General features: G+C 47.0%; 21 protein-coding genes. 15 read left to right on the forward strand and 6 right to left on the reverse strand.

Annotated features, from left to right (window positions below):
• Positions 1-117 precede the first annotated feature (117 nt).
• Together MKX40_RS11670 and MKX40_RS11675 are read right to left on the reverse strand one after the other, a co-directional pair.
• Positions 118-2,208, reverse strand: coding sequence for an ABC transporter ATP-binding protein (locus MKX40_RS11670; protein ID WP_339241696.1), 2,091 nt, complete (start codon positions 2,206-2,208; stop codon positions 118-120).
• Between the two features lie 12 nt (positions 2,209-2,220).
• On the reverse strand, positions 2,221-3,966 hold the full coding sequence (locus MKX40_RS11675; RefSeq protein WP_091031779.1) for an ABC transporter transmembrane domain-containing protein: 1,746 nt from the start codon (positions 3,964-3,966) through the stop codon (positions 2,221-2,223).
• A gap of 484 nt (positions 3,967-4,450) precedes the next feature.
• Here MKX40_RS11675 and MKX40_RS11680 point away from each other — a divergent pair, with 484 nt between their 5' ends.
• The gene (locus MKX40_RS11680) at positions 4,451-4,756 is read left to right on the forward strand and encodes a HesB/YadR/YfhF family protein (RefSeq protein ID WP_339241697.1); all 306 of its coding nucleotides are present in this window, start codon (positions 4,451-4,453) and stop codon (positions 4,754-4,756) included.
• Between the two features lie 69 nt (positions 4,757-4,825).
• On the forward strand, positions 4,826-5,275 hold the full coding sequence (locus MKX40_RS11685) for an NUDIX domain-containing protein (protein WP_339241699.1): 450 nt from the start codon (positions 4,826-4,828) through the stop codon (positions 5,273-5,275).
• 93 nt (positions 5,276-5,368) lie between these two features.
• On the opposite strand, the gene MKX40_RS11690 is transcribed toward MKX40_RS11685, so the two are convergent.
• The 3 genes from MKX40_RS11690 to MKX40_RS11700 form a co-directional block, all read right to left on the reverse strand.
• Complete coding sequence (locus tag MKX40_RS11690; protein ID WP_339241700.1) at positions 5,369-5,881, reverse strand: ADP-heptose synthase; 513 nt, start codon at positions 5,879-5,881, stop codon at positions 5,369-5,371.
• A 191-nt stretch (positions 5,882-6,072) separates the two neighbouring features.
• Positions 6,073-6,516: a DUF441 domain-containing protein gene (locus MKX40_RS11695; RefSeq protein WP_339241702.1), complete on the reverse strand. Its 444-nt coding sequence runs from the start codon at positions 6,514-6,516 to the stop codon at positions 6,073-6,075.
• A 5-nt stretch (positions 6,517-6,521) separates the two neighbouring features.
• On the reverse strand, positions 6,522-7,520 hold the full coding sequence (locus tag MKX40_RS11700) for a YpdA family putative bacillithiol disulfide reductase (protein WP_339241703.1): 999 nt from the start codon (positions 7,518-7,520) through the stop codon (positions 6,522-6,524).
• 178 nt (positions 7,521-7,698) lie between these two features.
• Between MKX40_RS11700 and MKX40_RS11705 the strand changes: the two genes are divergently transcribed.
• From MKX40_RS11705 to MKX40_RS11730, 6 genes are all read left to right on the forward strand, one after another.
• Positions 7,699-8,292 carry a metalloregulator ArsR/SmtB family transcription factor gene (locus tag MKX40_RS11705; protein WP_339243025.1) on the forward strand — a complete coding sequence of 198 codons (594 nt, stop codon included), beginning with the start codon at positions 7,699-7,701 and terminating at the stop codon, positions 8,290-8,292.
• 531 nt (positions 8,293-8,823) lie between these two features.
• Positions 8,824-9,849, forward strand: coding sequence for a ribosome small subunit-dependent GTPase A (gene rsgA / locus MKX40_RS11710; RefSeq protein WP_339243027.1), 1,026 nt, complete (start codon positions 8,824-8,826; stop codon positions 9,847-9,849).
• Between the two features lie 56 nt (positions 9,850-9,905).
• Entirely contained in the window at positions 9,906-10,244 is a 339-nt protein-coding gene (locus tag MKX40_RS11715; RefSeq protein WP_076318547.1) for a L,D-transpeptidase, read from the forward strand.
• 371 nt (positions 10,245-10,615) lie between these two features.
• On the forward strand, positions 10,616-11,152 hold the full coding sequence (locus tag MKX40_RS11720; RefSeq protein ID WP_339241705.1) for a GNAT family N-acetyltransferase: 537 nt from the start codon (positions 10,616-10,618) through the stop codon (positions 11,150-11,152).
• A gap of 171 nt (positions 11,153-11,323) precedes the next feature.
• On the forward strand, positions 11,324-12,799 hold the full coding sequence (locus tag MKX40_RS11725) for an aldehyde dehydrogenase family protein (protein WP_339241707.1): 1,476 nt from the start codon (positions 11,324-11,326) through the stop codon (positions 12,797-12,799).
• Between the two features lie 244 nt (positions 12,800-13,043).
• The gene (locus MKX40_RS11730) at positions 13,044-13,196 is read left to right on the forward strand and encodes a hypothetical protein (protein ID WP_339241709.1); all 153 of its coding nucleotides are present in this window, start codon (positions 13,044-13,046) and stop codon (positions 13,194-13,196) included.
• Positions 13,197-13,317: 121 nt separating this feature from the next.
• On the opposite strand, the gene MKX40_RS11735 is transcribed toward MKX40_RS11730, so the two are convergent.
• Complete coding sequence (locus tag MKX40_RS11735) at positions 13,318-13,557, reverse strand: hypothetical protein (protein WP_074094612.1); 240 nt, start codon at positions 13,555-13,557, stop codon at positions 13,318-13,320.
• A gap of 422 nt (positions 13,558-13,979) precedes the next feature.
• Here MKX40_RS11735 and MKX40_RS11740 point away from each other — a divergent pair, with 422 nt between their 5' ends.
• The 7 genes from MKX40_RS11740 (at position 13,980) to MKX40_RS11770 (ending at position 23,234) form a co-directional block, all read left to right on the forward strand.
• Positions 13,980-14,300 (forward strand): hypothetical protein, encoded by a 321-nt coding sequence (locus tag MKX40_RS11740; RefSeq protein ID WP_339241711.1) that lies wholly within the window; start codon positions 13,980-13,982, stop codon positions 14,298-14,300.
• 52 nt (positions 14,301-14,352) lie between these two features.
• Positions 14,353-18,357, forward strand: a complete 4,005-nt coding sequence (gene essC, locus MKX40_RS11745; protein WP_339241713.1) for a type VII secretion protein EssC — start codon at positions 14,353-14,355, stop codon at positions 18,355-18,357.
• 16 nt (positions 18,358-18,373) lie between these two features.
• The gene (locus tag MKX40_RS11750) at positions 18,374-19,204 is read left to right on the forward strand and encodes a hypothetical protein (protein WP_339241715.1); all 831 of its coding nucleotides are present in this window, start codon (positions 18,374-18,376) and stop codon (positions 19,202-19,204) included.
• A 6-nt stretch (positions 19,205-19,210) separates the two neighbouring features.
• Positions 19,211-19,759 carry a WXG100 family type VII secretion target gene (locus MKX40_RS11755; protein WP_339241716.1) on the forward strand — a complete coding sequence of 183 codons (549 nt, stop codon included), beginning with the start codon at positions 19,211-19,213 and terminating at the stop codon, positions 19,757-19,759.
• Between the two features lie 184 nt (positions 19,760-19,943).
• On the forward strand, positions 19,944-20,219 hold the full coding sequence (locus MKX40_RS11760) for a WXG100 family type VII secretion target (protein ID WP_017689071.1): 276 nt from the start codon (positions 19,944-19,946) through the stop codon (positions 20,217-20,219).
• A gap of 158 nt (positions 20,220-20,377) precedes the next feature.
• Positions 20,378-22,453, forward strand: a complete 2,076-nt coding sequence (locus MKX40_RS11765; RefSeq protein WP_339241718.1) for a hypothetical protein — start codon at positions 20,378-20,380, stop codon at positions 22,451-22,453.
• A 28-nt stretch (positions 22,454-22,481) separates the two neighbouring features.
• On the forward strand, positions 22,482-23,234 hold the full coding sequence (locus tag MKX40_RS11770) for a vWA domain-containing protein (RefSeq protein ID WP_076330724.1): 753 nt from the start codon (positions 22,482-22,484) through the stop codon (positions 23,232-23,234).
• Positions 23,235-23,241: the final 7 nt, after the last annotated feature.

Here is a 23,241-nt window from a genome sequence, read left to right on the forward strand (position 1 = left end):
TGGGGGAAATAAGCGGTAAAGGAACATGGCTCCTGATGAAACTAAAAAAACCGATCTACACCGCAATCCCCTAAGGTAGCTGTGTAGATCGGTTTTTGTGTTGCCTGTTTTACTATATTATGCATTTCCTCCTGCAAAGGAGGCTGATGTTCGAACGGTGTCGCCCGATGGATTCTCGAGTGTCGCGACCGCTGCTGCTTGCGCACCTTGCTGAAGCTGGTACATCTTATAATAGCGGCCTTTAAGCTCCATCAGTTCATCATGTGCACCCTGCTCAACGATTCGCCCTCGATGCAGAACCAGAATCTGATCTGCCGAACGAATGGTGGAGAGACGGTGAGCAATGATGAAGGTGGTACGTCCTTTTTTGAGGACTTCGAGTGCATTCTGAATGAGAGCTTCCGTTTCCGTATCAATATTGGCAGTCGCTTCATCCAGAATGAGGATAGCCGGATCAAAAGCCAGCGCACGAGCGAAGGAGATTAACTGACGCTGACCAGCAGACAATGTGCTTCCCTTCTCGATGACAGGTTCGTCAAAGCCTTGAGGCAAATGAGCCAGTATACGCTCAGCGCCTACATCACGCAGCGCCTGTTCAATGCGTTCACGGGAGATCTTCTCATCGCCTAGACTGACGTTGGAAGCAATGGTGCCGGTGAACAGATACGGGTCCTGAAGTACAATCCCCATATGCTCACGAATCCACTGTTTAGGCAGATCCTTAACATTCTGACCATCGATCGTGATCTTGCCCTTTTGCGGATCATAGAACCGGAACATCAGGTTGATGATGGAGCTTTTACCCGAACCGGTGTGGCCGACCAGAGCCACCGTCTGACCTTGTGATGCTTTGAACGAGATATTGTTGAGCACATAGTCCTTTTTATAGGCAAAGGATACATCGTCGAAGACAACATTCCCTTTGTATCTTGGCATGGAGCCATCGGTTACGGGTTCTCCTTTTTCATCCATCAGCTCAAAGACGCGACCAGCAGATACGAGGGAGGAGTCCAGGTTGGCGAGCTGATTCACCATACCGGTGATCGGCTGGAACAAACGGCCCAGGACATCGACGAAGGCATACAGAACACCCAGGGAAATAATACTTGTGCCATCCAGCACACTGGAACCGAAGTACCACAGGACCACTGCAAAGGCGATATTCCGTAATACGTTAACCAGGTTGTGTGAGGTGAAGGCATTCAGGTTGAGCATTTTGTTCTGGTGTTTCATATAGTCATCATTCAGATCTTCGAATTCCTGCTTGGTTTGTTTCTGATGGCGGAATACGCGGATAATGGACATCCCCTGAATGGACTCGTTAATGATCGCATTGATCTCACTCAGCCTTGACCGAATGATCGTGTTGTAGCGAGTGGCGAACTTGCGATAGAGCACAATCCATGTAATGAGCATCGGCACGACGAATAATGAGATCAGGCCCAGACGAACATCGAGCAGGAAGAGTGCGACATACACACCTGTAATCGTGATGATTCCTGAGAAAAAGTTCGAAAGAACGGCAACGAACAGATCCTTGACGGCTTCTGTATCGTTTGTGACCCGAGATACAACTTTACCTGCGGGCAGGTTATCAAAAAAGTGCACTGGCAGTCGCTGAATGTGGGCATACACATCGTTACGCAGTCTTTGAATGACCTTGTTGGCTGAGGACTGCAGCCAGAATGTTTTACCAAACTCCATAATGACCGAGATCACGAGGAAGATCATGTAGTACACAATTAATTGATAGATGCTGGGCATCTCCGGTTTGTAAAAAGCAAACAGTTCACCGGCGGACAGGGGGGCTGCCGCATATTGGCCTGTTACTTCACCTGCGCGTGTAACCGTGAGGATTCCATCCGCATATGTGCGGTCTCCGTCAGGGGCATTGACCGGTTCGTTTACAAAATAAAAACTTTTGCCGGCCTGTAATACCCGCACTTCGGAACCTTTGTTTTCATCCGGTTCGAACAAGCCTTCGCGTTTGTAGTTCTTACCGTTGTAGACTGCGGCTTCATCTGAAGCTGTGGTCTCATAGAAAGGCTGCTCAATCGCGAGCAAGTGATTGTCGATCATGGATTTGGCGATGAACGGCCCGGCAAGCTCGGCCGCAACACCAATGGTAAGCATAATTAATGCAGCGATAAATGTTCCTTTGGCTTTCAAGGCGTAATCAAGCAGCCTTTTGCCTGTATTAGACTTCAATGTATTGACCTCCTACGTGGACAGATTGGACTCGACCTGTTGCCGTTCATACTGTTCACGGTACCAGCCGTTCATGGCTAACAGTTCCTGGTGAGTGCCTTCTTCCGTAATTTTCCCGTGCTCCAGTACGATGATTCGGTCAGCATGTTCAATAGCAGACAGGCGATGAGTCGAGATCAGCGTGGTTTTGCCCGAGCGTTTGTTGCGTATATTTTCAATGATTTTAGCTTCAGTACGTGCATCGACAGCAGATAAAGCATCATCAAGGATCAGAATATCAGGATTAGCAATAAAGGCACGTGCCAGCGATACCCGCTGTTTCTGTCCACCGGACAGAGAGATTCCTTTTTCACCAACGAGTGTATCCAGTCCATCCGATAAGGTTCCCAGATCCCCGTCAAAAGCGGCGGTACGGATGGCTTCCATGATGACTTCATCACTGGCCCCAGGTTTACCAAATTGAATGTTCTGACGAACGGACTTGGAGAACAGCACTTGTTCCTGTGGTACATAGCCGATCCAGCTATGCAAGTCATCTTTGGCGATATCCTGAATCGGATGACCCGAGATGCTTAATGTACCCGAACCAGCAGGGTATTCATGAAGCAGTTGTTTGAGCAAAGTAGACTTACCGCTACCCGTACGACCCACAACACCCAAGGTTTGACCCCTTCGCAGCGAAAAGCTGATATGACTGAGATTGTCGACAGTGGAGCTAGGATAACGGAATGTAACATCTTGCATCGCAATTTCTTCCGGATTCGTAACGTGAGCAGGTTGCTCCACATCCTGTACAGCAGGTTCTACCGATAATGTCTCGTTGACCCGATCAAGTGAAGCGCTACCGCGCTGCATCAGGTTAATCAATTCGCCGATGGCGAACATAGGCCAGATCATCATCCCCAGGTACATATTGAATGATACGAGATCACCCAGAGTAATTTCATTATGGAATACAAGATATATGCCGTAGGCCAGTGCAATCACATAACTGAGTCCAACGAAGAGCCGGATGGTGGGTTCGAATAGGGCATCCATTCTGGCAACAGCGAGGTTTTTGCGATACACATCTTCGGTCACATCGGCGAACCGTTTTTCGTCCAGACGTTCCTGCACATAGGCACGCACGACACGGATACCGGCAATGGATTCCAGCACCTGGTCATTCATATCTCCGAATGCATCCTGTGCGAGGGTGTAACGTTGATGTACAGCTTTACCATAGATCATCATGGCAATGGCGATAAAAGGTAATGGCAGGATTGCCGCCAGGGTCAGTTTCCAACTAACCAGAAAACCCATAGCGAACAGTACGGTGGCCAGAAAGGCTGTAGAGTCTGTTAAAGTCAGCATGCCGAAGCCTGCTGTAGTGGCAATGGAACGAAGATCATTGGTGGCCCGAGCCATCAGATCGCCAGTTCTGTTTTTCTCAAAAAAGGGAGGAGTCATCCGCAGCAAGTGGTCCATAAAGCGCGAACGAAGAAGCCGTTCCACCAGATTGGCACCACCAAACAGTTTGTGCATCCAAACGTATGTAACCAGATAGATAATGATGACCGTTCCTAGAATAAGCAAGATATAACGCGTAAGTGAGGTGCCGGTAATGGAACCGCGCACAATCTCGTCGATGGCATTGCCAAGAAGACGAGGAGGCAGCAGTTCGGCAATGCCCACCAGAATAAGCAAGATGACACCGGTTAGGTATCGTTTGCGTTCCAGCCGGAAGAACCAGGCCAGGTTTTTAAGTACAGAGAACAAGTGTTATCCCTTCCTTTCGATGTCCGAAAAATGCAGATTCCGTTCATGTATGCCGAAATGTACCCACAAAAAAAGACATACCGCACGCAGGCGGTATGTCTTCATATCATCATACGGCAGCATGGCTCAGAGAACAGAGCCGCCACCATATATAAGTTCGATTGTGAGTAAACATCACAGAGGTTCTAATGAAAGACCGCCTGTAATGCCGACTTATGAACGGAATAATGATTTCGGGTGTGCTCCGGTATTTAATTGTGTGTTGAATTGAACAATCATATGTTTGTTAAACACCGTAATCACCCTTTCTTTTTTGGAAATAAATACAATGTAGACCTCGTATGTTTGCATCTTAACACCGGCTTTTACAATCTGTCAAACATTTTTCACAATTTATTTTGTCTTTATAGGAGCACTCGGGTTTGTATTCAAGTCCCTGTAGAGATATGATGGAACATATATATACAGAAGGAGCTGACACCAAATGAGTACCATACATGTATCCGATCAAGCTGCTCGCTGGTACAAGGAAGAACTGAATTTGAGCGAGGGAGACAGCATTCGATTTTTTGCCCGTTATAGCTCAGGCGGAGGTCTTCACCCTGGATTTTCGCTAGGTATTGCTGTGGAAAAACCAAGACATCCTGCTGATCAAACCGAAGTATCGGGAATTCAATTCTTTATGGAAGATCACGATTATTGGTATCTGAAAGGGCACCAACTGCATGTGGATATCGTTGATGAAGGTCAGGATATCGAATATCGTTACACTGAAATATCTAATCCTTGAAGTATTCTGCTAGGCAATAAATGAATCACAGGTCGCCACCGGCTTCCGAATAGGAGGAGGGGATAAGCAGTGAATCTGCCAGCACGAGATTTGGCCCAGTATATCGCAAAACGCTCTCATATTGTTGTAAAAGCGGCGGTGCGGGCTGAGAACGAACAAGGTGAATTACTGCTGATTCAGCATGCGGAACACGGTCAATGGCGGTTGCCAGCTGGTGAGATGCGCCCTGGGGAAGCCATAGAAGATGCTGCGCATCGGGAGTTATGGGAAGAGACAGGTTGGACCGTTGATACCATGACACTGGAAGGTCTGTATTCAGGGCCTGATCTTCGGTCTCTGCATTCGAGCGGAGATGAAGAGTATTATGTCATTGCCCTGTTCCGGACAGTGATCATTCAGGATGATCTTGTGGAGTCACGTGTCAATAGTGATGCGGGTCTTAAGTTTTACGCACAGGAGTCGTTACCACCTCTGAATGAAATTAGCCGAATTCTGTTAGCTCGGGATAATGTAGAATAAAATAAGTTGACGCAAAAATGACCTTGGCATCCACGTAAAATGGGTGACAAGGTCATTTTTTTGAAAATCGGATTCACGTGCTCTAATCATGAATTACACCTGATCCAGTGATTCATCATCCATCGCAAAATCAAAATCATCGATATCGAATACCTGTACAGGTGATTCAGACTCAATGATGCGTGTGATCAATTCAACCTGATCGGTGAGAATCGGGATACTCAGGCGCTGAGATGTCAGCAGCAATTCTGTCTCAATGGGATCGAAATACTCCCCGTACTGTGCCGTATCTATTGCATTGATAATGGCAATGGATACTTGGTCACCAAATAAAATGGAGGGGCTTTTGGCCCATGGAACAAGTAACGCACGCTCTATTTTTTTCTTATTCAGTGGTTCCTCGAAATAAGAAATCATTTCATTGATTTTGGATTTTACATGCTGATCATCTGCCGGGTTATCCATCATGGGATCAGGACTGGTCTGGAATTCATATAGCTCAAGGATGGTGGTATAAGGAAAAATATATTCAACAGGCGCGGGCGGCGCTAGCAATTGACCGTAAATAGCCACCATCACGGCTTCTGTAATAAACTGACGTGACATGGTTCCTTATTCCTCCTGGGCCATTAATAGTTGCAAAGTGAATCTATATCTTATGCAACAGCATAACCATAATATGGATTATTCTGCTGTAGACTCGTGTACATAATTTGCATGAATAGAAGTATATCACACAACGGTGGGAAATACAGCCAATCTGCAGAGCATGTCAGGTCACAACGATCACAACCGAATCAGGATTTGCCCAGTAGCAGTGACAGTATTCCTGCAGCAATCAATGGACCCACAGGTACACCCTTGAATAGGGCAACCCCAAGTACCGTTCCGATTAACAGCCCTGCAACGACAGTTGGCTGTGTACTCATCAGCGTAGCGCCACGTCCTCCGAGATATGCCACCAGTAATCCTACACCAATGGCGAGCAGTGATTTCCAGTGCAGGAAAGACTCACCGATCGTCTGCAGACTCATCTTGCCACTGGCAAGAGGTGCCATCACGCCAATGGTCAGAATGATGATGCCCAGTGTAAGTCCGTATTTTTCAAGCCATGGAAATGCCTGATTCAGGTTCAGGACTCGTAGCAACAACAGAAATACCATCGCTACGGTCACAGGTGTGTTGCTGCTGATAATCCCGAGAGCCGCAAAAACAAGTAGCAGCAGGGAAGTCATATCCATGGTTTTCATTTCCCTTCAGTCTGTCCACGTTGTTTGCTAACGATATGTTCCGCAATGTACCGTCCATGCCAGCGCCCGGATTCAATAAAGACTTCATTGGCATTACGCCCCGAAGCGATGACTCCGCCCACATATACACCAGGTACGCTGCTTTCCATCGTTTGTTCATCATATAGAGGTTTATCCATATCATCAGACATCTCCACACCTACCGACGTGAGTAGTTGACGATCTGGACGGAAACCGGTCATTGCCAGTACGAAGTCATTATCCAGTTCCCGAGTGGAACCATCCGTGTGTATCAGACGAATTGAATCATCGAGTATTTCATTCACGCGTGATTCCAGGTGCAGTGTGATATGACCTTTTGTCACCATGCTCTCGAATAGCGGGCGTACCCATGGTTTAATATGCTGGGACAAACCACTGCCGCGATACACCATATCAATATGTGCTCCGACCCGAACCAGTTCCATGGCCGCGTCCACGGCTGAGTTGCTTCCGCCAATAATGGCGACACGTGTACGGGTATAAGGGTGGGCTTCCCGGAAGTAGTGGGTTACCTTATCTTTATCTTCTCCAGGGATGCCCAGATAGTTAGGATGGTCAAAATAACCGGTAGCTACAACGACATTGCGTCCAACATGAACGATGGCTTCCCCGCGGCGATTGAGCGTATGTACCTCAAACGTACCATCATCCTTGCGTTTGATTTCACGGGCTTCTTCATAGTTATGAACACGCAGACCAAAATGTTCGGCTACCCTGCGATAATAGGCAAGTGCTTCATAACGAAACGGCTTATCATTAGGTGTGCTGAACGGAACGTTTCCGATCTCAAGCAGCGGTGCTGTGCTGAAAAACTGCATATGGGTTGGATACAGATAAATAGATTGAACGATATTGTATTTCTCAACGATCACAGCGGACAGTCCCAGCCGTTCACATTCAATGGCAGCAGATAGGCCGCATGGGCCTCCGCCGATAATAATGACATCTTCCATGTTCTTAATCCTCCTTATTTCAAGCAATATAATCCTACCGTAAAAAGCGAGCTAATGCCAGTTCAAGAAAGAGTTAAACCCAGACAAGCTTACTTGAATCCAAAGGAGTTGACGTAGAGAGAGGAAAAGACTAATATCAAATTAGATATTTATCTAAATGAAAGCGAGATGAACGATGATGCAGCTGGAGAAAATTGTGGCTTATCATAAAGCGTTGGCTGACCCGACCCGGCTTCGCATGCTGCTGTTGTTGGCACAGGGTGAACTGCACGGACAGGCACTTGCCGAGCGGCTGAATCTGTCACAGCCCACCGTGACACATCATGCATCCAAGCTGAGAGAGGCGGCGCTGATTAAGGAACGACGGGAGAAAAATACAGTGTACTTCACACTGAATCCTTCGTTTATCCGCGAGAATGCGCAGGCTTCGGTTGACTTTATCTTTAAGCGAGAGGAGGTTACGGATATGAGTGATGTGAACGAAACACTGAAAGCGTCGGTCATGAGAAATTTTTTCTCCAAAGATGGACGACTGCGGCAGATTCCCGCTCAATACAAGAAAAAGCTGATTGTACTTGGTCATCTGGTCGAGCAGCTTGAGTTCGGTCGGAAGTATACCGAGAAAGAAATGAATACATTTATACAGAAGTATCATGAAGATTTCGCTACCATTCGGCGGGAATTTATCATGCATCAGTTCATGTATCGGGAAGAAGGGATCTATGAACTGAATCCGAAGGAAATGTGGACGCGCTGGGATCAGGTCAAATAGAGTAGGCTGGAAAAAAAGTTTGGGCTTGACAAATGCAAAGCCCAGTGTGTAACATAATGGATAATTCTACAAGGGAGGCGATTGTTTATGACAAAGTTAAATGCAGTATACGTTAATTTGAATATGAACAGCGTCTCCGGAACGGATCAAAGCATGTAATTTTGCGTTAGTTGGATAGCAGTATCCATTGTAACGTAAAGTATGTCATGCTCAGATGAAGCCACGGGTGACGCACCCGTGGCTTTTTGATTTGCCGATAAAAGGGGGTTCCTGAATTGAATATAGCGGATGGTTAAGTAGGATATCCGGTATATCTACGAGAAGGGATGATCTTTAATTCGTCTAACTACTTATTGCCGCGGGTGTATTTCTACTCGTGGTTTTTTGTTTTGATCTGAACCGGAGATAATTGTTCACTGGTCTTGAACAAAAGCAAACAAACTTATTTTGGGAGGAATTTATATTTTAGATAACCATATTGAAAAGTACGGCTGGTCTGCAAAGTGGCAGGAACTGTGGCAAGTGACAGGAATGGAAGAGCAGGATAGAAAGCCAGCCAGAATTATCGCAGATCATGGACACCTGCAACGTTTGATTACAGAAGAGGGCGAACGCTGGGGGAGAATTTCGGGCCGAATGCGTCATGATAGTCTGGAAACGAGTTTGGTACCAGCGGTTGGAGATTGGGTGGCGATTACAGGCCAGGCAGGTGAAGAAGCAATTATTCATCATCTGGTGCCACGTCAGAGCAGGGTATCGAGACAGGCGGCAGGTCCAGTGACCAAAGAACAATTAATCGCTGCAAACGTGGATACACTGTTAATCGTGGCTGCACTTAATCATGATTTCAACCTTAGACGACTCGAAAGATACGTGATGATGGCTTGGAATGGTGGCGTAAGGCCAGTCATTGTCTTGAGCAAAAGTGATCTGTGCAACAATGTGGAAGAACAGATCCGAAATGTAGAAGGAATCGCTCCAGGTGTTGAAGTGCTTGCGATATCTGCAGTGGAGGACCAAGGCAAATCTTTACTGGAACGATATTTGCAGCCAGGGTTGACTGTTGCGCTCACAGGATCTTCGGGCAGTGGCAAGTCTACGCTGGTGAACTGGATGATGGGTGAGGATGTGCAACTTACACAGTCTGTTCGTGAGGGCGACAGCCGAGGGAGACATACCACAACACACCGGGAGATGTTTGTACTTCCACAGGGAGCCGTATTGATCGATACTCCAGGAATGCGTGAGCTTAACCTATGGGATGAGGGGAATGATGGGCTGTCGCATGCGTTTGGAGAAATTGAAGAACTTGCGGCAACGTGCAGATTCCTGGACTGCAGTCATACACGGGAAGCAGGATGTGCAGTGAAAGAGGCCATACAGGATGGTTCATTAGATGAAAAAAGACTGAATAATTATCTGAAAATGCAGAAGGAATTGCAATATCAGCAACGCAAGGAAGAAGTGGCATCCAGAAAGCGTACCGCTTCCAGCAAACCGGCCACTAGTCGCAAACCCAAGCACTCCCGCAGTGTGAAAGAGTGGGAGGAAGTCTGAAATCAGGCGGGCATCATCTGTTACCTTGCATAAGATAGGTCAGGAGGGATGTCATTATGCCAGATTACAGGATTATTGTAGATCTGTCTGACCACATGTTATATCTTCTTGATGGCAATCAGGTGATTAAGGGCTATCCCGTAGCCACAGGCAAGATGCTCACGCAGACGCCAAACGGGGAGTTCACGATTATTAACAAGCAATCCAATCCAGGTGGACCATTTGGCGTGTTGTGGATGGGGCTGTCTGCTCCCCATTATGGGATACACGGAACCAATGAGCCTTGGTCTATTGGCAAATCCGTCTCCCATGGTTGTATACGCATGTACAACTCGGATGTACTGGATCTGTCGTCCAAGGTTTCTGTAGGCACTAGAGTAACGATCCGGCCCTAGGGCCGGATTTCACTTTATGGGAGGTAGTTCAAAAAGTCCGCTTTTGATTACGAATCATACCTAGCGGCATGATCAGCATCGAATATGAAACTCAACCGAAATAAGCGGGTGGCTTTCGAAGTATGTTTCCTGAGGAAACATTGTGGTTGCTCACGTAGCTCTATCTACGCTCCGCTACTCCATTTTTAGCTTTATTCCATATTCTTGTACTTAAAACCAGACTTTTTAAACACGTATTATAAGGTTAAGATAGCCAGTTACCAAATAAGTTCTTACAACCAGAACTGGAGTGGATGAATTTGGAATTATAGAAAGATGAACATATAATATGGTAAAACTATGGAAGTTACGAGAGAAAGCGAGTGATAGTGATGTTAATCCGGCCGGCGCGCGAAGGGGATGCGCAAGGAATAGCCCATGTACATACAGAGAGTTGGAAAACAACGTATCGAGGAATTGTGCCCGACGATTTTTTGGATCATTTGACTATAGAATCAAGATTGTCGCAGTGGGAGAGGACCATTCGTTCTGGCGAAAAAGATCAGATCTTAGTGGTAGCTGAACAGGATCATGGGAACATTGTCGGATTTGCTTGTGGGGGTAAGGAGCGTGAAGGCAAATTACCTTATGATGGAGAGTTGTACGCTATATATTTGCTGAAGGAAGTGCAACAACTGGGGATAGGTGGGCAACTGGCAACACATGTCGTTAATCATCTGCAGACCTTCAATATGAAACGTTTGATCATATGGGCTTTGGAACGTAATTCAGCTTGTCGCTTCTATGAGAAGATGGGAGGCACTCCCGTCCATACACAGTCTATCCGTATTGGTGGTCAAGATCTGATTGAGGTTGGCTACGGGTGGGAAGAATTGAGCCTCTTTGGAGAGAAGGGCCTGCCCGATTGAGGAAAGAGGTACAGATGGGGACAGAATACTCGGGTTGTATTGTTTCCTTAAACTTAAAGAATGGAATAGCTAATTCAGGTCTGCACGTTTGCGTAATTCTGAACAAGGTTAATGATGTATTACACCGTTGTGCAGGTGTGACATTCAATTTTGATCAGGAGGCGTATTCATATGACTTTAATGGAAACCGAACATACAACATGGACGAAACAATATATTAATGGCAGATGGGTAGATGGCTCCGGTGAGAAAACAATGGAGAATATCAACCCTTATACGGGAGAAGTTATTGCCACATGGCGCTCTTCCAATAAAGAAGATATAGATAAGGCGTATGAGTCTGCTCATAAAAATTCGATTGAGTGGGCGAAGTCATTACCTGCTGTGAAAGAAGAGGTACTACGGAAAGTTTCATCTCTGATGGCAGAGCGAAAAGAGGAGATCATTCAACTGTTGATCACAGAATCCGGGAGTACCCGAATCAAATCGGAGGCGGAGTTTGCAGCGGCTAAACGCATTGTGGATGAGTCAGCATCTTTTCCTTATCGTATGAAGGGTGAGATTATTCCGTCCAATACTCCTGGTAAAGAGAACCGTGTAATTCGGGAGCCGAAGGGTGTGGTCGGTGTGATCGGGCCGTGGAATTTCCCTTTGCATCTATGTCTTCGATCCGTAGCTCCGGCGATTGCTCTCGGCAATGGGGTGGTGATTAAACCGGCATCAGACACTCCGATTACGGCAGGTTGGCTCATTGCTGATTTGTTCGAACAAGCCGGTCTGCCTGGGGGCGTGCTAAATGTCGTTGCCGGAAGTGGCAGTGAGATCGGGGATTACTTTGTGGCTCATCCGATTCCCAAAGTAATTTCATTCACGGGTTCCACAGAAGTTGGGCAGGGAATCGGTAAACTGGCGGGTGAACATTTAAAAGAAACGGCACTGGAGCTAGGCGGCAACAACGCCATGGTTGTGCTGGAAGATGCGGACATTGAACGTGCTGCCGAAGCCGCAGTCTTTGGCAAGTTTCTGCATCAGGGACAGATCTGCATGGCTCTGAATCGTATCATTGTGCATGCTGATATTTACGACAGATTCGTTGATTCATTTGTTACCAAAACGAAGAATGTGCAGGCAGGTGACCCGGCTAATGCCAAAACACTCGTAGGTCCTCTCATTCGGGAAAAAGAGGTAACACGATTGCAGGATCTTGTGAACAAAGCCAAGGACGAAGGCGCACGTCTATTGCTTGGTGGGACCAACAAAGGCAGTGTGCTGTCTCCTACTGTACTTGCTGATGTTAAACCTGAACAAGATATTGTGCAGCAGGAATTGTTTGGTCCGGTGGCAGTGATCATGAAGGCTCATGATGAGCATGAAGCTGTGCGTTTGGCGAATGATACTCCTTATGGACTTAGTGGTTCCGTATTCACCAAAGATCTGAATCGAGGATATCTGGTTGCTCAGCGCATTGAATCTGGTATGGTGCATGTAAATGATCAGTCCGTGAACGATGAAGCGCATGTGATGTTTGGCGGTGAAAAGGCTTCAGGGATTGGACGTTTCGGTGGTGATTGGGCAATTGAGAAGTTTACACGTACTCGTTGGATCAGCATTCAGCACCAATATCGGGAATATCCAGGAGTGAAATAAGTCGAAAAAGGATGAACTAGCAGGGTCGTTTATGAACGATTAGAGTGAGTTGCAAAAAGATCGACAAATCATGCGAAAGCCCGTCCCAGCTTGGTGGGACGGGCCTTTTGCACAATTTTACACCACAGCAAAATACGACTTAATATAAGAGTGGAAAAGCTGTTTGGCTCTGACGCTATCTGGTTATTTATGGATACACGGAAGAATCGATCCGTAAATCCAATGGCAAAGGGGCTTTAAATTCATGTCCATTGACCGCTTTATTCTGAGGAAACTGAATACCTGTCAGGAAGAACATACACGTGCCAATTTGGTTCGGCTGTTTGTCATTCGTATTCGTAAAGCCGAGATTGCGGAAGAGCATGATGCCGCCTATGTCCTTAGCAAAGTGCACTGAGTGATGGCTGATCATAACTGCAATCCGCTGTTAACGTGTATACACCTCAAAAAGGAAGCTTGTCTATAACGACAGCTTCCTTTTTCATGTCTTGTCATAAATGTGGCTTGGTAGACTCCTTTTAATATAATGATAAAGCAAGGGAGTCGTTTTCACTTCGACTGTGGAGAATCGCTTCTCCATTAACAATCTCAATACTAATTAAAGAATGCAGACATTTTTGAATGGCACGTTTACCGTTGCTAATTTTATGCTCAAGAGCACTGCTAAGCAATCTTAATGTCTTCTGCATAGGCTGTTTGTTTTCTTGATTAAAGTATACAGGGATTGATTTGTTTTGAAAGGTTATTAGGGTTCTCACTTGAAATCACCTCACGGTTGTTATTTCATACAGGTAATATTAAATTCCAATGCTTAAAATTACCTTAAAATCAGCTTATGAAAACATAAAGGTGGGTAATGTTTGAAAAGTGTTCACAATTCAATTGTGAGCGAAGGAATAAAAGTCCCGAAAAACAAAACCTAATTACCATTTAAATGGAATAGAAAATGAAAATTTTCGTATCCTCGCAATATTCAAAAGCATAACTGCCACGAAAGTTCTGAGTCAAATGTACGATATTTTAATATATACGTGGGTCATATGTAACAAAATTACAGGTGGCACATTGCAAACAGGGTGTTTATGTAAGAAAATAGGGTTGATATAACGATTCATTCTCTTTTTTTTGATTTAATCTGACATTAGGACAATTTACATATGAGACCATGGGAGGGATTCGGATGATTCTAACCGTGTATTCCGGCCGCGAGGAAGGAGAATGGTTCGACATCGATGTTCCGGATGAATGCACCATTGAACATTTGAAGACATTACTTGGCGTTCGCATTTTCGGACAGGCACCGGGAGACGGCATTCAGTACATCCTTGAAGCCAAGTTTCCGGAGGGGCTGTGGTTCTCTCCGCAGAACGCACAGCAGTTAATGGAAACAGGGCTGCGGCAAGGCAGTTGCGTACGTGTCCAGCGGGCTTTTTCAACGACTTCGGAAGAAGCGCCTGTATATGGGAGACGTTCATTATTTCAAAAGGACAGCAACGAATAGGGCTTTTGAACGTATACATTCTATTGAACGAACTAAAGGAGGTCTTCTCTTCGTGAATGTGTTATATCAGCGTTCTCCAAGAATGACACCGGTTCTCAAGGAAGAAGGACTCGAAATACTCAGGCCTCCAACAGAACCGAGCAAACCCACGTTTTCCATGATATCCATTATTGTGCCGATCATGATGACCATGGTCAGCATTGGTTTCTACGTATATATCAATATGACCGGCAAAATGGGCAACAGCAATTATATGATGTTTCAGATGATGACGGTCATGATGATGCTTACTTCTTACACCATTCCATTCTTCGTGTATCTGAGCAACAAGAAATCATATCGCAAAAAATTGGAAGAACGAAAAACAATGTATCTTGCCCAACTGGACAAACACCGGGAAGAACTGAAAGAAGCTCAGGCGGAGCAAGTGAAGAGCCTGTATGAAATTCATGGGGATCCGGGTGTGTGTCTTCAAGTGGTGAAAAACCGGAACAGTTCCTTGTGGGAGCGTTCACCAGAGGATGATGATTTCCTTCAGGTGCGCATTGGTACAGGAGAGATTCCATTCCGTATCAAACTTCAGGTTCCACGGATTGATGGTTATGAGAAGGATGAGCTAATTGAAGCCGCCCATGAACTTGCGGGTGAATTCCAGACGGTACCGGATGCTTCCATTACATTGCCTTTGTTCCAATCGAAGGTTATGGGACTGGTCGGTGATCGGGAGGAAGTGCTTGCTTCCCTGCGAGTCATCATCTCACAACTGACGGTACGTCACTCCCCGGATGAACTGAAGCTTGCTGCTTTCTATGAAGAAAAGGACAGCAAGGAATGGGATTGGCTTCGCTGGATGCCCCATATCTGGGATGAAGACCAGGGACAACGCTATATGGCCGACAGGCACAGCGGTGCGCATCAATTGGCGGACAGCTTGTTTTCCGTGTTGAACCGGCGCCGCAACAATAAGGAAGACCGCTACAAGAAAAGCATACAAACGCCGTGTTACGTTGTGATTCTCTCCGATACGCAATTAATTGAAGAGGAACCGTTGCTTCCATTGCTACTGGAATCGGCTCAGGACATCGATGTATGCACCATCATACTGGCTAATCGCAAGGAGTCTCTACCAATGCATTGTCAGTTGATTATGGATGCCTCTAAAGGCAAAGGGGTGTATATCAAAAAAACGGAAGATGCGGATGTTATTCAACAAACGTACAAGCCTGATGTGATCTCGAAGGAAATGGCAGAGGCGCTTTCCCGTTATATGTCACCGATCCGGTTAAAACGGTCATCTGCATCAGATATCCCGCAAGTGCTTCCGTTATTCGATATGCTGAGCACATCACGCGTGGAAGATCTGGATGTGGTATCCAGATGGGGGCAGACGAGATATCCGGACACGCTGCCCGTACCAATGGGTGTACGAGCTGGCGGCAAAAAAATAGCGATAAACCTGCATGACAAAATTGAACGTCAGGGTCATGGTCCCCATGGTCTGATTGCAGGTACAACCGGTTCAGGTAAAAGTGAAGTCATCCAGTCCATCGTAGCTTCACTGGCTGCTGAATTCCATCCGCATGATCTGGCCTTCATGCTGATTGACTACAAAGGTGGCGGTATGTCCAATACATTTGTTGATCTACCTCATGTAGTAGGGACAATCACCAATCTGGATGGAAATCTGATCGAGCGGGCGAATATCTCACTTCGTGCCGAACTGGTCAGAAGGCAAAAAATATTAAATGATGCGGGAAATCTCCAGCACATTGATGAATACTATAAAATTCTGCGTTCCAGACATGAGCAGCCGCTCCCGCATCTCGTCATTATCATTGATGAGTTTGCTCAATTGAAACGGGACCAGCCGGAGTTCATGGATGAACTGATTAGTATCGCGGCCATTGGCCGAACACTTGGGGTTCATCTAATTCTGGCAACCCAGAAGCCAGCCGGAGTTGTGGACGATAAAATATGGAGTAATTCGCGCTTTCGGATCTGCCTTCGCGTACAGAGTGAGGGAGATAGCAGGGACATGATCAAGATTCCAAATGCTGCCTGGATTACGAAGCCTGGTCGTGGATATTTTCAAGTGGGTAGTGATGAAGTATTTGAAGAAATGCAATTCGCCTGGAGTGGTGCACCGTATAACCAACAGGAGGATTCAACGACCGTACTGCCTGTCATGGAAGTACGCCTAAACGGTAAGCGGGAGCCCCTGTTAACGGGAGAGCGCAGAGCCGTTCTCAAAGGTGAAGATGTTCCGAAACAGCTTCAAGTATTTATTGATTATGTTGCTCAGTCTGCAGCGGATGCGGGCATCCGTCGGTTGCCAGGACCATGGTTGCCACCTTTACCAGAAACACTGGAATGGGAAGGTCTTCAGGACTGGCAGGAAGAAGAAAATCGGGATCTGCTGCTTGATGGTGGGGCAAGCGGTCTGAAACCCCTGGTTGGTTTGCTGGATGATCTCCCCAATCAGCGCCAACAACCGCTCGCATTGCCTGTGGATCAAGGCCATCTGGTTGTTTACGGCATGCCGGGACTGGGAAAAACGACATTTGTTCAGACCTTGCTTATGTCTCTGGCCCGTTCTCACAGAACTGAGCCTTGGCATGGTTACATTATCGATATGGGCCGCATGATGAAGGACTTTGCAGGACTACCACAGATCGGTGGCGTGATGATGGCGGAGGAGGAAGACCGGATCAAACGGTTATTCCGTTATATCCTCAAGCTGTCAGCACAACGCAAAGATATCATCTCGGAGGCGGGTGTTAAAACGATCTCGGCATACCGACGGACAGCTCATGCGGCTGTCCCGCAGGTTGTGGTGGTTATCGATGGTTATCTTTCATTCCGCAATGCCTATCCGGAAGAAAATGAACTTCTGGAGACGATCCTGCGTGAAGGCGGAAGTCTGGGGATTACCTTTGTACTTACTGCGAATCGGGTAACAGATGTATTTGAGAAATTCAGAAGCAATATTCCCAATGCGGTTTCATTTGAGTTATCTGATCCAAGTGATTATTATTATGCCGTGGGAAGACCTTCCAAAGCACCAAGCCAACTTCCGCCAGGAAGAGGTCTGGTCAAAGGGCAAGTGCCTCCGTTGATGTTCCAGGCGGCATTACCTTCTTCCGGGGCAGATGAGGGCAAACGTTCATCGGCATTGCGCCGCACGATCGCTGAGATTCGCCAAGGCTGGACAGGGGAAGAAGCACCTCAGATTGCTCCGCTTCCGGAAGAGATCAAACTCAAGGATCTGCTCATTCAGATAGGATCATATGGCCAGGCATGGGATACATCATCTGTAACTGTCCCTGTAGGATTGCTTACAGATGATCTTGAACCATTCCAGCTTAATCTGCGTGAAGGTCCACATTTCATGGTGACGAGTCCGATGGAAGGCGGAAAAACGACATTTTTGTTGACATGGATGTTATCACTGGCTTATCATGCTTCTCCGGAAGATGTACAAATATACACAGTAGATATGCGTTATGGTGCAGGTGGGCTGGGGGAAATCAGCAGTTTGCCCCATGTCCGTGGACATGTATCGCGAGAAGAACAGCTTGCACCTGTGATTCAACAGTTGTACGATGAAGTTCTGAAAAGAGGCGAGATTTCCGGTGGACCGGAACTTGTGCTTGTTATCGATGATGCGGACACCTTGTCCAAACAGCTAAACGATTTTAATGTAAAAGATCAATTGGGAGCGATTGTTCGTCAAGGAAGGGATCGTGGTGTACACGTGATTCTGTCCGGGGTTCCGGCAGACTTCCCGACCTTCGGTTCGGATTGGGTAACGGATGTGAAGGCTTCCCAGAGCGGAATGCTGTTCGGGACTTTAGACCCTAACGATCTCTCGTTCTTCCGTATACCTTATTCGGAATCCGGAGGTAGTTCAGGTGGGCTGAAGGTACTGCCTCCAGGTCAAGGTTATTATGTAAAACGTAAATATTCCAGGGTTAAAGGTGCAGTTCCATGTGATGACAGCTGGAAAATGACCGATTGGATTTCTGAAATTCGTGACCGATGGCATGTTGTAGTTTGAGGGGAGGTGGCTCATAATGTTGACGGTTCATGATTCTAAGCAAAAGGTAGTCACGTTGCAAACAAAAGAACTTTTTTTCCTGGCGGGTATTCTCGGTTCAGACCGACTGCTTGGTGTGGAAGATCCGTTTCGCGGCTATATGGCGGAGGATATCGCGATGGAGTGGGAGCGTGTGAAAACCTCCCTGCTTGACAAAGGATATCTGATTCGGGATCAGGATACCGATGAGCTGATCATGACACCGACCGTTTTCTCCAGGGTAGCCATTGCCGGATTGTCCGACAGAGCTTGTTGGATTCGATACACGATCAACGGCAAGTCGTATGAAAGTTATATACATTGCACGGATGAGCGAGTCGTTGAAGTTTCCCGTGTTGACGACGTACCGGACTCGTTCCGGCTTAGCGATCTGGGAAGTGTTCGTGAAGCCATTGATGTTCTGATAGAGCGGATGAAATGGAGCGGCCATTCTCCTGCGGAGAAACCGGCACTAATGTGCTCCAAGAAAAAATTTTATGATGTCATGAATGAGCTTGAGAACAGCGGGGTACAGACCGTAGCAGATGAACTCGCACAGGAGACAAGTGATCCTGAGGGCTCGCTTGCGCTGGCACGCTGTCTGGTGGGTAAGGAGTCAGATGGGGAGCTTCGTTTGCTCGTATGGAATGAAGACGGGTGGAAGTCGCAGTCTGCAGCATTTGCTGCAAGTGCGGTATCCAATTGGTTGTTCCGGATGAGCACTGCGGCTTCAGATGATTGGCTAGTTGCAGCACTGACGACTAGAGAACAGTTTCACGAGATGCTGCTGGACTGGCTTAAACAGCCTGCAGGGGAAGAGGAAAGGTGATGGTAAATGCGCATTCGTGTGGAACCGGATGTGCTTCGGGCACTGAGCAAGCAGATTCAGTATGCAGCGGAGCAAATACAGCAAAAGATGACAGTGTTGGATCAGGCGATTCATTCGCTGGAGTGGGAGGTTGAATCCCGCGCAGCGGTGATGAGTGAATGGAATCACAGTAAACGACTGGGCGAGGATGCGCTTCGTCGATTAATGGACTTAAGCGTACAGCTGGGACGCAAAGCATTGTTATTCCAGCAGGCAGACATGGAGTATCGTTCCGTGCTGAGTCATGTGAACACAGCCTATGGTAATGCGGTCAATATGCTGAATGTTCTTCAGAACAATCGTACAGGAGAAATCATGCCTGCACATTCTGCAACTGTAGCTGTAGTATCCGATCCCCTTTCCGCAATGGCGGCCGTATATCGTGTACAGGATGCCGCACCGCCTGATGGCTCCCCTGCTACATTGGTTCAGGCCATGCAGCCTGAGCCGGTAGCATGGAGATTCACTGATCCTTCCTTTCGGGGAAGAAGAGGAACCGAGCCTGTGGTTTCCTGAAAAGGGTGAATAAAAGTAACAGCAGGAAGTGAATTTTTTTGTAAATAGGCTGTTAGGAGAAGTTTCAAGGACTGAAAATGGGGTAAATAGGATTAGGTCCTTCGACTTTTGTTCGATCGATCCTGGTATAGTACAATTTGAACAAGTCAAAATTTAATTGCACAAACCAAGGAGGAATTTACCAATGGCAGGACGTATTTTAGTTACCCCAGAGCAGCTTGATCAGGTTTCCAACCAATTTAAACAAAGCGGTGAGCAAAGTCAGCAAATCGTATCCACATTGACTCAATCCATCACAAGCATGGAAGGACAATGGGAAGGTATGACAAAGCAACGCTTCTTCCAGGAGTTCCAAGAAGCTAGCAAACAAATGCAATCATTCGTTCAAACGCTGAACAGCATCAGCGCTGAACTTACAGCTATTGCTAACAAATTCCGTACAGCTGACCAAGCTCGTTAATCTGCTTTACATAGATCAGGCCGAGTTGAAGTCTGAATTCGCCCTGAATCATTGGCGGGTAGCAAGCTGAAGATGTACAACTACAGCAAAAACCGGGCGTTGTCACAACACCCGGTTTTTGCTGCAACTATGACACTAGGACAGAGAGAGGGATAAGCATGTCTTTTCAACCGAATCCCGGGGATGAAGTGGTGATTAACGACATTGCCTATACGATTGGGCAACATCCGGCTGCGCCGGGTCTAGCTTATGCCCAAGCTGGAAGGCAGGGGATTGTTTATCAGTTGTTACCCCGAAACGGTTCCCTTCATGGGGCCAAAGCACTAAAAGTATTTTTTCCTAAATTCCGTATTCCAGCTATGGTATATCAGTCTGAGCATATGGAGTCTTATAGTGAACTGCCAGGTTTGCAAGTATGCAAGCGTGATGTGCTCACTCCGGAAAGAAACGGAGCGCTCATTGGAAAACATCCCGATCTGTTATATGCGGTGTTGATGCCATGGGTGCAAGGTCAGACCTGGTTCGATGTGATCAGTGATCAGAGACAGTTGACGGCTGAGGAGAGCCTGAAGCTGGCCAGAGCGCTTGCTGGGACGGGTTCGGCCATGGAACAACGTGGACTAGCTCATTGCGATATGTCCGCTCCCAATGTAATGATTCCGTTTTTTTCCGAAGTGGAGAACCTGGGGAAGACGTCTGCGGTAGAACTTGTGGATGTCGAGCAGATGTACGGTTCCAAGATGGATCGTCCGGATGCCCTGCTTGCCGGGTCACCCGGTTATGCAGCCCATCGCACAGTGCACAGCGGTTTGTGGAGTTCATATGCTGACCGATTTGCCGGAGCTGTTATCATTGCTGAAATGTTAAGCTGGTCGGACCCTGTGATTGTAGAGAAAGCGTGGGGCGAAAGTTATTTTGACCAGCATGAAATGCAGACGGTGAGTGAACGGTATTATGCGATGCGGGAGTCCCTTGAGAAGCGTTGGGGTTCCAAACTGTCCGATCTGTTTATTCGAGCTTGGGAAAGTCACGATCTGAGCAGTTGTCCAACGTTTGGTGAGTGGTATGTTGCATTGGCTGCGGTAGACGTGGATCAGGCTAATGCGGCGGCTGCTGCATCGTCGGAAGAAGAAGCTGGCAATCCGTCCGAAGCGGATGGGAATCTGAAGGAGAGCTCAGAACCGGTAAGTGAATCTGTGAATACGCAAGAGGGGGACATTCCCCAAACGCCGCACTCTCCCGATCAGGAAGCGATTGTGAACCGTCTGTTCTTACAGGCAAGATCCTTGGAGGATGAAGATAAACCAGCTGCTGCGCTGGAAGTGTATCGTTCGCTGTATCATTTCATTCCTCATAACAGCGCGATGCAGATGGAAGTGGAGGCTGCAATCAAGGAACTGGACGCCAAGCTTAATCCAAAAGAAGATACAGATAAGCCTGTACCTGTGCCATTCTACCGATCCAAGAAGTTCATGATTTCTTCCGCTGTGCTTATTGTATTGCTGGCAGGTGGTGTTCCAACGGTCAAAATACTGGCCGATCAGGCAGAAGTGAAGCAGAAAGAACAGCAGGAAGCTACACGACTGGCAGAGGTCAAGGCTGCGGAAGAGGCTGAAGCTGCAAAGGCAGCTGCGATCAAGCAGCAGGAAGAGCAAGAGAAGCAAAAGGCCGCAGAAGCTGCAAAACTGGATGCTGAGGAAAAGAAAAAGCTTGCTGAAGCCAAACAGAAGGAAGCAGAAGCGAAGAAAAAAGAAGAAGAACGCAAGGCATTACAGGCCAAGTACGACAAACAGGCGAAATATGAGGCCTATCTGGTGAAGCAGGAACAGCAGAAGAAAGAAGCTGCCAAGAGAGCACAGCAGGAGAAGTACGATAAACAGGCAAAATATGAAGCTTATCTCGTCTGGAAAAAAGAGAATGATGCCAAGCTTGCAAGACAGGAAGCGGAGCGTAAAGCGGCAGCTGAAGCTAAACGTCAACAGGAGATTGCTCAGAAAGCCGCACTCAAGAAAAAGCGTGCCGAGAATGTGGTCACGTTGATTGCTCATTACAATAAAACGTATAACGCACAAAAAGGCAGAAAAATTGAAAATGCGGAAGCGTATGCCCGTGATTTTAAAAATCTATACAATACCGATGCGGCTTATTTCAAAGGAGTTGGCAAAGTGGCCGCTCGAATGAGTGCCATTAACAAATTCCTGAGCAACACCAGTTATACGTTGCCTAACTTATAAAGTAATTGACGGAGGTGACTCATCCTAGATGAACTACACAATTCAAGCATCACAGCGTACACCTGCACTCATTATCTATTTAATTGATATTAGCGCCTCCATGAACATGGTTCTGGAAAATCGTCGGCGGATTGACGTCGTCTATGATGCCTTATCTCTCGCGATACGCCAAATGGTATTTCGGTCCACCAAGGGAAATCGTCTGACACCTCGCTATCGCATAGCCATATTGGCTTACAGCGATGATGTATATGACCTGTTGAACGGCATCAAAGGAATCGACGAGATCGCTGCAGTTGGATCTTTGCCTGACCTGACCCCGAAACGGTTCTCGGACTCGGCAAAGGCTTTTCTGCAGGCGGAAAAGATTCTCCAGGCCGAAATTCCGAATATGCAGGATTGTCCTGCTCCACTTGTGTGCCATATGACCGACGGGGTAGCCACAGGTGAAGATCCCGAGCCTATTGCGAAAAGAATCATGGGCATGAGTGTACCAGATGGCAATGTGCTGGTGGAGAATATTTTTATATCCGATCATCTGCTGGAAGGGCCGATTGCTGAACCTAGAAGATGGAAGGGAATCTCTTCCGAAACAAATCTACAGGATGAGCATGGAGAGAAGCTGCGGAATATGTCTTCCGTTCTGCCCGAAAGTTATCGGGAAATGCTTGTTGAAGCTGATTATTTGCTTGCACCCGGTGCACTCATGATGCTGCCAGGTACATGTGCAGAATTGGTATCGATTGGATTCCAGATGTCCGCTGCTACGCCTGTGAGATAGGAGGGGA

The sequence above is a fragment of the Paenibacillus sp. FSL R5-0517 genome, assembly GCF_037974355.1.
Taxonomy (GTDB): Bacteria; Bacillota; Bacilli; order Paenibacillales; family Paenibacillaceae; genus Paenibacillus.

What these genes read in the sequence shown, in the direction of transcription:
- MKX40_RS11750 (WP_339241715.1), top strand. Translation starts at nt 18,374, where the DNA reads ATGTTGACGGTTCATGATTCTAAGCAAAAGGTAGTCACGTTGCAAACA.
- MKX40_RS11755 (WP_339241716.1), top strand. Translation starts at nt 19,211, where the DNA reads ATGCGCATTCGTGTGGAACCGGATGTGCTTCGGGCACTGAGCAAGCAG.
- MKX40_RS11760 (WP_017689071.1), top strand. Translation starts at nt 19,944, where the DNA reads ATGGCAGGACGTATTTTAGTTACCCCAGAGCAGCTTGATCAGGTTTCC.
- MKX40_RS11770 (WP_076330724.1), top strand. Translation starts at nt 22,482, where the DNA reads ATGAACTACACAATTCAAGCATCACAGCGTACACCTGCACTCATTATC.
- rsgA (WP_339243027.1), top strand. Translation starts at nt 8,824, where the DNA reads ATGGAAGAGCAGGATAGAAAGCCAGCCAGAATTATCGCAGATCATGGA.
- MKX40_RS11705 (WP_339243025.1), top strand. Translation starts at nt 7,699, where the DNA reads ATGCAGCTGGAGAAAATTGTGGCTTATCATAAAGCGTTGGCTGACCCG.
- MKX40_RS11690 (WP_339241700.1), bottom strand. Translation starts at nt 5,881, where the DNA reads ATGTCACGTCAGTTTATTACAGAAGCCGTGATGGTGGCTATTTACGGT.
- MKX40_RS11765 (WP_339241718.1), top strand. Translation starts at nt 20,378, where the DNA reads ATGTCTTTTCAACCGAATCCCGGGGATGAAGTGGTGATTAACGACATT.
- MKX40_RS11715 (WP_076318547.1), top strand. Translation starts at nt 9,906, where the DNA reads ATGCCAGATTACAGGATTATTGTAGATCTGTCTGACCACATGTTATAT.
- MKX40_RS11700 (WP_339241703.1), bottom strand. Translation starts at nt 7,520, where the DNA reads ATGGAAGATGTCATTATTATCGGCGGAGGCCCATGCGGCCTATCTGCT.
- MKX40_RS11680 (WP_339241697.1), top strand. Translation starts at nt 4,451, where the DNA reads ATGAGTACCATACATGTATCCGATCAAGCTGCTCGCTGGTACAAGGAA.
- MKX40_RS11695 (WP_339241702.1), bottom strand. Translation starts at nt 6,516, where the DNA reads ATGGATATGACTTCCCTGCTGCTACTTGTTTTTGCGGCTCTCGGGATT.
- MKX40_RS11725 (WP_339241707.1), top strand. Translation starts at nt 11,324, where the DNA reads ATGACTTTAATGGAAACCGAACATACAACATGGACGAAACAATATATT.
- MKX40_RS11730 (WP_339241709.1), top strand. Translation starts at nt 13,044, where the DNA reads ATGTCCATTGACCGCTTTATTCTGAGGAAACTGAATACCTGTCAGGAA.
- MKX40_RS11740 (WP_339241711.1), top strand. Translation starts at nt 13,980, where the DNA reads ATGATTCTAACCGTGTATTCCGGCCGCGAGGAAGGAGAATGGTTCGAC.
- MKX40_RS11720 (WP_339241705.1), top strand. Translation starts at nt 10,616, where the DNA reads ATGTTAATCCGGCCGGCGCGCGAAGGGGATGCGCAAGGAATAGCCCAT.